Below are 11505 nucleotides of genomic sequence, written 5' to 3'. Positions count from 1 at the left end.
GGAACGGTGATCGAGCCCGCGCGCCGTTGCGCAGAGATCGGCGAGGCGCTCGGGCTCGATCACCGTTCCGGAGGGATTGGCTGGGCTCATCACCAGGATGCAGGCGAGCGCTTCCCGCGCGTGCAGGTCGCGCAGGGCCACGCCCGTGGGGGCGAAGCGGTCCGCATCCCGCAGGATCAAGGGCGCGGGCACGAGGTCGAGGGCATGCAGCAGGCTACGATAGGCCGGGTAGCCCGGCTGGGGCACCGCGACTCGCGCGCCGGCATCGAACAGGGCGAGGAAGGCCAGAACGAAGCCGGCCGAGGAGCCCGTGGTCACCACGATCCGGCTCGGCGCGACCGCCACGCCGTAGGTCTCGGCATAGTGACGGGCGATCCGCTCCCGCAGGGCCGGCAGGCCGAGGGCCTGGGTATACGGCAGTGCGCCGGTGGCGAGGGCAGCTTGTGCCGCCGCGATCACCCCGCGGGGCGCGGGCGCGGAGGGCTGGCCAACCTCCATGTGGACCACGCCCTCGCCGCGCGCCTCGCGGGCGGCGGCGGCCGACATCACGTCCATGGCCAGGAACGGGGCGACGCGGGCCGCCCGACGGGAGGAGAGGATCGGCGAGGGGGGCGGCGAAGGGATGGGTTTGTCTGTCATCGGTTCCGTCATAGCGGTTGGCCCCGGGGCACGCCAAACAGGCATTCCGCGATTGACCGCCCGCCGCGAAAACGCCTAACCCGGCGGCTAATCGCACGTCAGATCGACGACGATGCCCCGATGGCCGGCTGACGCCTGACCGGTCCCGCCCCGCGAGGACGTATGCCCCTGTTCCGCTCGCTGCTCTCCGCTACCATCCTGGCCGGCTCCCTGGCCGTAGCCCCGGGCGCGGCCTTCGCCCAGACGACGCCTGCCCAGCCCACGCCCTCACAGGCTGCGCCCGCTCCGGCCGCCGCCTTCAGCGATGCGCAGCGCCAGGCGATCGAGGCCATCATCAAGGATTACCTCGTCAAGAACCCCGACGTGCTGCAGGAGGCGATCGCCGAGGGCGAGCGCCGGCAGCAGGAGACGCAGAAGCTCGCCCAGTCGGCGGCTCTGAAGGAAGCCCGCGAGGCGCTCATCAACTCGCCCCACGGCGTCGTGGCGGGCAACCCGAGCGGCGACGTCACCCTGGTCGAGTTCTTCGACTACAATTGCGGCTACTGCCGCAAGGCGCTCGCCGACATCCAGGCCCTGATCAAGGGCGATCCGAAGCTGCGGGTCGTCCTCAAGGACTTCCCCGTACTGGGCGCCGAATCCCTTGAGGCGAGCAAGATCGCGCTGGCCGCCAAGCAGCAGCTCAAGGGCGATAAGGTCTTCGAGTTCCACACCCGCCTGCTCGAGTCGAAGGGCCGGGTGAACGGCGAGCGCGCCCTCGCAGTCGGCAAGGAGATGGGCCTCGACGTGGCCCGCCTGACCAAGGACGCGCAGGGGCCCGAGGTGAAGGCGGCGCTCTCCGAGAATGTCGGCCTCGGCGACAAGCTCGGCCTCTCGGGCACCCCGGCCTTCATCATCGGCGACGAGATCATCCCCGGCGCCGTCGGAATCGAGCCGATCCGCAAGACCATCAACGACGTGCGCCAGTGCGGCCACGCCAGCTGCTGAGACGCCCTGCCCGTCCGTGAATGGCGGCGCCGAATCGGGGCCGCCGTTCCCGGATCATTCCACGCGCGGCCCAGCCGCTCGCACACCTTCCTTTCGATTGCCGACGCACCCCGCGCCTGACCTGAAGACGACCGAGCCGATGCCCAAGGAGCCGATGTCCAAGAACGACCCCTTCGATCCGGAGCTCGTCCGCGAGCTCGCCAAGCTCATCAACGAGACCGATCTCAGCGAGATCGAGGTCGAGAAGGGGGATCTGCGCATCCGCGTCGCCCGTCGCGTCGAGGCGGTCCAGGTGCAGGTTGCCGCGCCCGCCCCGGCCCTCGCGGCGGTGGCGGCCCCCGCGCCCGTCTCGGGCCCGGGCGCGACGCCCGAGCGCAGCAGGGCCGGTGCCGGCCACCCCGGCGCCGTGCCCTCCCCCATGGTCGGCACCGCCTATCGCCGCCCCTCGCCCGAGGCGAAGCTCTTCGTCGATGTCGGTTCCCAGGTTCAGGTCGGCGAGAAGTTGCTTCTCATCGAGGCCATGAAGACCTTCAACGATATCGTGGCGCCCCGCGCCGGCACCGTCACCGCCGTCTTCGTCGAGGACGGGCAGCCCGTCGAGTTCGGCGAACCCCTCCTCGTCATCGAGTGAGCGGGGCCGCACCCATGTTCGAAAAGATCCTGATCGCCAACCGGGGCGAGATCGCGCTGCGCATCCTGCGCGCGGCCAAGGAACTGGGGATCGCCACCGTGGCGGTCCATTCCACCGCCGACGCCGATGCCATGCATGTGCGCCTGGCCGACGAGAGCGTGTGCATCGGCCCGCCCTCCGCTCGCGAGAGCTACCTCAACATCCCGTCGATCATCGCGGCCTGCGAGATCACCGGCGCGGACGCGGTCCATCCGGGCTACGGCTTCCTCTCCGAGAACGCGCGCTTCGCCGAGGTGCTCGCCCACCACAATATCGGTTTCATCGGCCCCAAGGCGGAGCACATCCGCATCATGGGCGACAAGATCGAGGCCAAGCGCACGGCCAAGCGCCTCGGCATTCCCTGCGTGCCCGGCTCCGAGGGCGGCGTCGAGGATCCCGAGGAGGCCAAGCGCATCGCGGCCGAGATCGGCTATCCAGTGCTGGTCAAGGCCGCCTCCGGCGGCGGCGGCCGCGGCATGAAGGTCGCCCGCACCGAGGCCGACCTGGAACAGGCCCTGGGCATGGCCCGCACGGAGGCCAAGGCGGCCTTCGGCGACGATGCGGTCTACCTCGAGAAGTATCTCGAGAAGCCGCGTCACATCGAGGTGCAGGTGCTCGGCGACGGGCGCGGCAATGCCGTGCATCTGGCCGAGCGCGACTGCTCGCTCCAGCGCCGCCACCAGAAGGTCTGGGAGGAAGGCGGCTCCCCTGTCATCGACGCCGAGACACGCGCCGAGATCGGTGGCATCTGCGCCCGCGCCATGCAGGAATTGAAGTACCTCGGCGCCGGCACCGTGGAGTTCCTCTACGAGGACGGGCGCTTCTACTTCATCGAGATGAACACCCGCATCCAGGTCGAGCACCCGGTCACCGAGATGATCACCGGGATCGATCTCGTGAACGAGCAGATCCGGGTGGCCGCCGGCCTGCCGCTGTCGGTGACCCAGGACGAGATCAAGGTGGAGGGCCACGCCATCGAGTGCCGGATCAACGCCGAGCACCCGGCCACCTTCCGGCCCTCCCCCGGCCTGATCACCTACTTCCACCCGCCGGGCGGGCTCGGCGTGCGCGTCGATTCGGCCGTGTTCCAGGGCTACCGCATCCCGCCGCATTACGATTCGCTGATCGGCAAGCTCATCGTCCATGGGCGGACCCGCAACGAATGCCTGATGCGCCTGCGCCGGGCGCTGGACGAGTTCGTGGTCGACGGCGTCGACACGACCCTGCCGCTCTTCCGCACCCTCGTGCGGAACGCCGACGTCCAGAAGGGCGACTACGACATCCACTGGCTCGAGGGGTTCCTGGCCGATGGCGGCCTCGACGAGCCCAGTTAGGATTTTCGACCGTGTGGTGACGACGGTACGGGAACGAGCGTGCGCGGCGCTCGTTTCCGGTCGTCTTACTGCGGCTTCCGTCCATCGGTTCGGGTGCCGCCTCACTACAAGGACGACCCCCACCGTGCGCCTGACGACCTGCTTCCTCGCCAGCCTCCTGCTCGCCACGCCCGCCCTCGCGCAATCCCCCTCCGGCAATGTCGGGCAGCCGGAGCGGTCCGTTCCGCAGGCGGGCAACACCACCGGCGGTCCGATCGACAATCCGTCGACCCGCGGCATGTCCCCGGCCGGCGGCCCGGCCGTCGCGCCTGCCGGCGAGCGTGGCATGAGCCCCGGCATGGGCGCGGTGGATTCCGCCAAGGGCGGGAATGCCAACGACACGAACCGCTCCGTACCGAACACCGGCGGCACTTCGGGCGGCCCCGCCCGCTGAGATCGCGTCACACCGAACTGACATGCATCACGCCGGCCCCGAGAGGGGCCGGTTTTTTGTTGTCGGTATCGGCCGAACGCATGTGCGATCGCGCACAATTGAGTTGTGCATCATTTTGCATCGAAATGAACCCAAACGTATCACTTGGACCGGGTTCGGAGCACCTCTATCGCGCGCCAAGCGCCCGCCCGGTGCAAATGTAGCCGCGTCGGCTGGGAATCCTGTCTTTTTCCTCCGAACACCTTCGCGACGGCCGGTTGCCGGCGAAGTGACTGCCGGAACGCTTTGGGTCGCCGGGACTTCTCACCCCACGCCGGTCAGGCGGGGACGAACAGGGTCGGACAGACTCGGTTGTGCAGGCCCCGCCCAGCGACTGGATTTTCCTAACGACCCGACTTCCGAAAGACCACGATGCGCACCTTCAGCCTCACCTTCGTCGCCGCCTCCCTGATCGCCACCGCCGCCCTCGCCCAGTCGCCCTCGGGCAATGTCGGCCAGCCCGAGCGTTTCGTGCCCCAGGCCGGTGGCACCACCCGTGGCCCCATCGACAACCCCTCGGCCTATGGCGCCTACCGCAACATGGACGGCTACGTCGACATGGACGTGACCGGCACCGTGACCGAGGCCCCCTATGCGTCGAACCGTGAGGCGATCGTCGAGGATTCCGCCAAGGGCGGCAACGCCGAGCAGCCGAACCGCATCGTCCCCAACCTCGGCACCACCTCCGGCGGCCCGAAGTTCTAGTCCCTCGCTAAGGGACTGCGCGGGAAGGCGGGCCCCCTGGGGTCCGCCTTTTTGCATGGCCCGGTGGCCTCTGTGACCGGACGGCCTCTGGCCTTCCGTCGATCTCCGATCCAAAGTCGGCCCATGCACGACGTCGACCGCGTTGAGATCACGCCCGAGATTCTTCTGAAGGCGTATGCGGCCGGCATCTTCCCGATGGCGGAGGATGCCGACGATCCCGCGATCTACTGGGTCGAGCCGCGCGCCCGCGGCGTGCTGCCCCTGGACGGCTTCCACGTCTCCCGCCGCCTCGCCCGGACCGTGCGGACGGACGTGTTCGAAGTCCGCACCGACCAGGATTTCGACGCGGTGATCGCCGGCTGCGCCGCCCCGCGTGGCTCGGCGGAGCGAACCTGGATCAACGGGCGCATCCGCGAACTCTACGGCGCCCTGTTCGACGCCGGCCACGCCCACACGGTGGAGGTGTTCTCCCGTGGGGAGCGGGTCGGGGGGCTCTACGGCGTCTCCCTCGGGGCGGCCTTCTTCGGGGAGAGCATGTTCCACACGGAGCGGGACGCCTCGAAGGTGGCCCTGGTCCACCTCGTGGCGCGCCTTCGCGCGGGGGGGTACCGCCTCGCCGACACCCAGTTCGTCACCGACCATCTGAGCCAGTTCGGCGCCGAGGAACTGCCGCGCCACGTATACAAGCGGCGCCTGGCCCAGGCGATCGGCGTGCCGGCGAACTGGCACGTCTGGCCGGACGACGGGTCGTTGCGCGGCCGCGATGTCCTCGCAGCCCTCGGCGGCGGCGAGGACTGAACCCTGGCCCCGCGCAAGCAGATTCGCCTTGGCAAGCCAACGCTTCGCGCTGCTCAGCTCTTTGCTATGTCGTAGGTTTTAGCCGCAAAACCGGCGACTGCTTTTGCGAAACCTGCTTAGCGGAAGAGCGCGTCAAACAGCGATTGCGGCTGCGCCGGCTGCGGCGGCGCGGCAGCCGGTCCCTCGTTCGAGGGGAAGAATTTTCGCGAGGGCTTCTGCTTGGGCTGGACCGGCACGCCACGGGGCGCTTCGACGTCGACCTGCCCGTTCGGATTGACCTGCTGGGCGGTGCGGGTGGCGTCCTGGCCGCCCTTGGGCCTGCGCGTCTTCTCGGGTTTCGAGGCCATGGCGGGCACGTCCTCCTGCTCGCGCGCCTCGGCGATCACCTCGGAGCCGCCCTTACAATCGACGAGCCAGACGTCGTAGATCGGGTGCTCGATCGCGTGCAGGCCGGGGCTCGATGCGAACATCCAGCCGGTGAAGATGCGGCGGTACTTGTTGTCGAGGGTGACCTCGTCCACTTCGAGGAACCCCGTGGTCTTCGGGCTCTCGGTGGGGGGGCGGCTGTAGCAGACGCGCGGCGTCAGCTGCAGGGCGCCGAACTGGACCGTCTCGTCCACCGCGACCTCGAACGACACGATGCGCCCGGTGATCTTGTCGAGACCCGAGAACACCGCGGTCGGGTTCTTGATCTTGTCGGCCGATGCCGGGATGCCGGTCAGTCCGAGCGCGATCGACGCGAGGAGAAGGCGCTTGACCACGAGGCGGGACGATCCTGCTGTGCTGCGGTTCACGGGCTGCCCTCCTCTCGGGCGGCTCCCCCCGGGGAGCGACGGCGCGAGGGACATCTAAAGCCGCAGAAGATTGGTGGAAAAAGGGCCGGCGCGAACCGGGCTCGGTTTCCCGGGTTCAGTTCCCCGGGCTCCAAGGCTCGTAATCGCCGGTGGCGGCCGGGCGCTGGCCGATGTTCAACTGCGAGCCGCGCGGCCGATAGGCTCCGCTGGTGCCGGTGAGATTCTCGACATGCGGCTTCTGCCAGGCACGGGGCGCATAGCTCTCCTCGCTCGGTGGCACGTCGCCGTTGTGGCAGAGCCAGCTGCGCCAGCCGGGCGGCACCTTCGAGGCGTCGGCGTAGCCGTTATAGACCACCCAGCGCCGCTCGGTTCCGACGGAGCGGTCGATCAGCGCCCCTTGCGCCCGGTAATAGGTGTTGCCGAACTCGTCCGTGCCGACCCGCTGCCCGCTGCGCGCCGTGTAGAGCGCGAGCGACATGGTCTGCCCGTTCCACCAGGTGAAGATGCGCAGGAGCGTGTCCTTGAGAGCCATCGCGTTCGCCCGAATGGGGCGTCGCCGCCCCGCCATCACTGTCGGCGCGGACTATGGTGAGACGGGCCCGCGAAGTCCAGTCGCGCCGCCCCATGGCAGGCAACGAGCGGGGCGTCCCGGGATTGCGGCCCAAATCCCACACCCTCCGGCGTTAACCATGCTGGAACCCGCCGCCGGACCGGATGTGCCTGTGGGCGGAAATTTTTTCGCCTCCGAATCCGCCAAGCCGAAAGGGCACTTACGAAATCGCTCGCGATATCCACAGGTTTAAGGCGCGACCTACTACATCTAGCCAGGAACAGGCAGCCGGCACACTAGTTATTGACGTGAGACCCCGGGCCGGCATACCTTCGGATCATCGCCGAGGCTGTCGCGTCACCGGCGGTTCACCGAATTTTCGAGACCCCTTCCAGCGCTTCGCGGCGCTCGCGGGTGCTCGACTTCATTCTTCGACACGGCGCCGCACTTCTTTAGGCGGCTCGGGAGACAGGTTCCATGCGGTTCGAGCGGCGCCATACCACGGCCGGACAATCCCCCTACGCGACGATCCCATTTCGCAAGACCCTGAGCGAGATCCGTAACCCGGACGGCTCCACGGTCTTCCGCCTCGACGGCATCGAAGTGCCGGAGAGCTGGTCCCAGGTGGCCAGCGACGTCCTCGCGCAGAAGTACTTCCGCAAGGCCGGCGTACCGGTCGCCCTCAAGAAGGTGGAAGAGAACGACGTGCCGTCGTTCCTGTGGCGCTCCGTGGCGGACGAGGCGGCGCTGGCCGACCTCCCCGAGGCCGAGCGCACCACCTCCGAGATTTCCTCCACTCAGGTGTTCGACCGTCTCGCCGGTTGCTGGACCTACTGGGGCTGGAAGGGCGGCTACTTCACATCCGAAGAGGACGCCTCCGCGTTCCTGGACGAATTGCGCTTCATGCTCGCCCGCCAGATGGTGGCGCCGAACTCGCCGCAATGGTTCAACACCGGCCTGCACTGGGCCTACGGGATCGATGGCCCGGCGCAGGGCCACTACTATGTCGACTACCGCAGCGGCGCGCTGACGAAGTCCGCCTCGTCCTACGAGCACCCGCAGCCGCATGCCTGCTTCATCCAGGGCGTGCAGGACGACCTCGTCAACGACGGCGGCATCATGGACCTCTGGGTCCGCGAGGCACGCCTCTTCAAGTACGGCTCGGGCACCGGCTCGAACTTCTCCATGCTGCGTGGCGAGAACGAGAAGCTCGGCGGCGGCGGCAAGTCGTCGGGCCTGATGTCATTCCTGAAGATCGGCGACCGGGCGGCCGGAGCGATCAAGTCGGGCGGCACCACCCGGCGCGCGGCCAAGATGGTCATCGTCGACATCGATCACCCGGACATCGAGCAGTACATCGACTGGAAGGTGAAGGAGGAGCAAAAGGTCGCCGCCCTCGTCACCGGCTCCAAGATCGTCTCCAAGCACCTCACGGCGGTGATGAAGGCCTGCACCCAGTGCGAGGCTGAAGGGGACGCCTGCTTCGACCCCGAGCGCAACCCCGTCCTCAAGAAGGCCGTCAAGGCCGCCCGCAAGGACGCAGTGCCGGATTCCTACACCAAGCGGGTGATCCAGTTCGCCCGCCAGGGTTTCACCAAGATCGACTTCCCCGTCTACGACACCGACTGGGATTCGGAAGCCTACCTCACGGTGGCGGGCCAGAACTCGAACAACTCCGTCTCGCTGACCGACGACTTCCTGCGCGCGGTCGAGGCCGACGCGGACTGGAACCTCACCGCCCGCACCACCGGCAAGACGACGAAGACCCTGAAAGCCCGCGATCTCTGGGAGAAGATCGGCGAAGCGGCCTGGGCCTCGGCCGATCCGGGCCTGCACTTCAACACCACGATGAACGATTGGCACACCTGCCCGGCGGGCGGACGGATCCGGGCCTCGAACCCGTGCTCCGAGTACATGTTCCTCGACGACACCGCCTGCAATCTCGCCAGCGCCAACCTGCTAACGATGTACGACCGCGCGTCGAACCACTTCGATGTGGCCGCCTTCGAGCACCTCAACCGCCTCTGGACGGTGGTGCTCGAGATCTCGGTGCTGATGGCGCAGTTCCCGTCGAAGGAGATCGCCGAACTCTCGTACCGCTACCGCACGCTCGGCCTCGGCTACGCCAATATCGGCGGCCTCCTGATGAGCATGGGCCTGCCCTACGACTCGGACAAGGGCCGGGCGCTGGCCGGTGCCCTCACGGCGATCATGACGGGCGTGGCCTACGCCACCTCGGCCGAGATGGCCGGCGAACTCGGGGCCTTTCCGGCCTACGAGGAGAACGCGGACGCCATGCTCAAGGTGATCCGCAATCACCGCCGCGCGGCGCATGGCGAGGCGGAGGGCTATGAGTTCCTCTCGATCGCCCCAGTGCCCCTCGACCTTGCCAACGTGCCCCAGGCCGACATCGCCGAGCGGGCGAAGCACGCCTGGGACCGCGCCCTGGCGCTTGGCGAGGAACACGGTTTTCGCAACGCGCAGGCGACCGTGATCGCGCCCACCGGCACGATCGGTCTCGTGATGGATTGCGACACGACGGGAATCGAGCCGGACTTCGCGCTCGTAAAATTCAAGAAGCTCGCCGGCGGCGGCTACTTCAAGATTATCAACCGCGCGGTGCCGGATGCCTTGCGCACCCTCGGCTACCGTGAATCCGAGATCGCCGAGATCGAGGCCTACGCGGTGGGCCACGGCTCGATGGGTCAGGCCCCGGCGGTCAACCCCGGCTCGCTTCGCGCCAAGGGCTTCACCGATGACAAGCTCGCGGCGATCGAGGCGGGGCTGAAGCAGGCCTTCGACATCAAGTTCGTGTTCAACCGCTGGACGCTCGGCGACGATTTCCTCAAGGACGTGCTCAAGGTTCCGGCCGAGAAGCTCGCCGACCCGACCTTCGAGATCCTGCCGTTCCTCGGCTATTCGAAGAAGGACATCGAGGCGGCCAACACTCATATCTGCGGCGCGATGACCCTCGAGGGCGCACCGTTCCTGAAGACCGAGCACTACGCGGTGTTCGACTGCGCCAACCCGTGCGGGCGCATCGGCAAGCGTTACCTCTCGGTGGAGAGTCACATCCGCATGATGGCGGCGGCGCAGCCCTTCATCTCGGGCGCCATCTCCAAGACCATCAACATGCCCAACGACGCCACGGTCGAGGACTGCAAGAACGCCTACAAGCTCTCCTGGACCCTGGCGCTGAAGGCCAACGCCCTCTACCGCGACGGCTCGAAGCTGTCGCAGCCCCTGAACTCGGCGCTCATCGCCGACGAGGAGGACGATGCCGACGATCTGGTCGAGGCCCTTATCGCGGCCCCGGCCGCCGCCAAGGCCGCGCAGGTCGCGGAGAAGATCGTCGAGCGGGTGATCGAGCGCGTCGAGCGCATCCGGTCGCGCGAGAAGATGCCCCATCGCCGCAAGGGCTACACCCAGAAGGCGGTCGTCGGCGGGCACAAGGTCTACCTGCGCACCGGCGAATACGATGACGGGCGCCTCGGCGAGATCTTCATCGACATGCACAAGGAGGGTGCCACCTTCCGAAGCCTGATGAACAACTTCGCCATCGCGATCTCGCTGGGGCTCCAGTACGGCGTGCCCCTAGAGGAATACGTCGAGGCCTTCACCTTCACCCGCTTCGAGCCCGCGGGCTTCGTGCAGGGCAACGACGCGATCAAAAACGCGACCTCGCTCCTCGACTACGTGTTCCGCGAGCTGGCCGTGTCCTATCTCGGCCGGGCCGACCTCGCCCACGTCAACCCGTCGGAGATCGGCGGCACGGTGATCGGCGGAGGCGAGACCGACACCACCCGCGAGCCGGGCCGGACGGAGGCCACCGCATCGAGCGTCGTCTCCCGCGGCCTCCTGCGGGGCTCGGCCGACCGCCTCACCCTGATCCAGGGCGGCCCGGCCGGCGGCACCGTCGGTGTCGGCGCCGCGAGCGCCGGCCAGACCACCCCGGCCGGCGGCGTGGTGCACGCGGTGCGCGGCGCCACCGCCCTGAAGGTCGAGCCGGTCCAGGCCGGTCGGGCCGAAGCCCTCCTCGACGCCCTCCCCTTCGCCAAGCCCGACGCGGTCCAGTCCGAGCCGGTCAAGGCCGAACGCTCGGTCTCCGACCGCCGCGCCGAAGCGAAGATGAAGGGCTACGTCGGCGAAGCCTGCCCGGAATGCGCGAACTTCACGCTGGTCCGCAACGGCACCTGCCTGAAGTGTGACACCTGCGGCGGCACGACGGGTTGCTCGTGAGCCAGTCGATCGCTCTGTTGTTGTAACGAACAGGGAAGTTTGGACCTAAGAAGAGGGAGGATTGGGCCCTCGTTATAGGGAAATTTGGGCCCAACAAGTGTTGAGAGGGAAGTTTTGACCTTCTCAGCGGCTAGGTGGTCCGTCCAGTAGGTCCTGGACCCAAAGATCCGTCTAAGGCACCACAGTTCCGTTGTAGCACAACCTAGAGATTCGGCGGAAAACTGACAAATTGGCCTGACATCGGCCAATTGGCTGGGGGGACCAAGCATCGGTGTGCTTCTGATGGCGAAGAATTGCTCATGGATGGCGGCTCGAATTCG

The 11505-nt window shown here is 67.8% G+C and carries 10 protein-coding genes; 7 read left to right on the top strand and 3 right to left on the bottom strand.

Features of this window, described 5'->3' with window-relative positions; all coding sequences use genetic code 11:
* Positions 1-639: aminotransferase class I/II-fold pyridoxal phosphate-dependent enzyme (locus MFF30_RS22935; RefSeq protein ID WP_238282383.1), on the bottom strand; the 639-nt coding region annotated here is incomplete at its 3' end.
* A gap of 162 nt (positions 640-801) precedes the next feature.
* Between MFF30_RS22935 and MFF30_RS22930 the strand changes: the two genes are divergently transcribed.
* From MFF30_RS22930 to aat, 6 genes are all read left to right on the top strand, one after another.
* The gene (locus MFF30_RS22930; protein ID WP_238282382.1) at positions 802-1623 is read left to right on the top strand and encodes a DsbA family protein; all 822 of its coding nucleotides are present in this window, start codon (positions 802-804) and stop codon (positions 1621-1623) included.
* A gap of 154 nt (positions 1624-1777) precedes the next feature.
* Positions 1778-2254 (top strand): acetyl-CoA carboxylase biotin carboxyl carrier protein, encoded by a 477-nt coding sequence (gene accB / locus MFF30_RS22925; RefSeq protein WP_238282381.1) that lies wholly within the window; start codon positions 1778-1780, stop codon positions 2252-2254.
* Between the two features lie 14 nt (positions 2255-2268).
* Positions 2269-3627: an acetyl-CoA carboxylase biotin carboxylase subunit gene (accC, locus tag MFF30_RS22920; RefSeq protein WP_238282380.1), complete on the top strand. Its 1359-nt coding sequence runs from the start codon at positions 2269-2271 to the stop codon at positions 3625-3627.
* A gap of 124 nt (positions 3628-3751) precedes the next feature.
* Positions 3752-4060, top strand: a complete 309-nt coding sequence (locus MFF30_RS22915) for a hypothetical protein (RefSeq protein ID WP_238282379.1) — start codon at positions 3752-3754, stop codon at positions 4058-4060.
* Between the two features lie 411 nt (positions 4061-4471).
* Positions 4472-4804 carry a hypothetical protein gene (locus MFF30_RS22910; RefSeq protein WP_238282378.1) on the top strand — a complete coding sequence of 111 codons (333 nt, stop codon included), beginning with the start codon at positions 4472-4474 and terminating at the stop codon, positions 4802-4804.
* A gap of 123 nt (positions 4805-4927) precedes the next feature.
* Complete coding sequence (aat, locus tag MFF30_RS22905; RefSeq protein WP_238282377.1) at positions 4928-5602, top strand: leucyl/phenylalanyl-tRNA--protein transferase; 675 nt, start codon at positions 4928-4930, stop codon at positions 5600-5602.
* 116 nt (positions 5603-5718) lie between these two features.
* Here aat and MFF30_RS22900 read toward each other — a convergent pair whose 3' ends face one another.
* Positions 5719-6363 (bottom strand): DUF2155 domain-containing protein, encoded by a 645-nt coding sequence (locus MFF30_RS22900; RefSeq protein ID WP_373320990.1) that lies wholly within the window; start codon positions 6361-6363, stop codon positions 5719-5721.
* 148 nt (positions 6364-6511) lie between these two features.
* Complete coding sequence (locus MFF30_RS22895; RefSeq protein ID WP_238282375.1) at positions 6512-6928, bottom strand: NADH:ubiquinone oxidoreductase subunit NDUFA12; 417 nt, start codon at positions 6926-6928, stop codon at positions 6512-6514.
* 495 nt (positions 6929-7423) lie between these two features.
* Between MFF30_RS22895 and MFF30_RS22890 the strand changes: the two genes are divergently transcribed.
* A complete protein-coding gene (locus MFF30_RS22890) occupies positions 7424-11185 on the top strand; it encodes a vitamin B12-dependent ribonucleotide reductase (protein WP_238282373.1) in 3762 nt (1253 codons plus the stop codon).
* The last annotated feature ends 320 nt before the right edge of the window (positions 11186-11505 follow it).

This window comes from Methylobacterium goesingense (assembly GCF_022179225.1).
In the GTDB taxonomy this organism is placed as follows: Bacteria; Pseudomonadota; Alphaproteobacteria; order Rhizobiales; family Beijerinckiaceae; genus Methylobacterium; species Methylobacterium goesingense.
The sequence above is the reverse complement of the archived record's forward strand: the minus strand, read 5'-3'. Positions and strand labels throughout refer to the sequence as shown.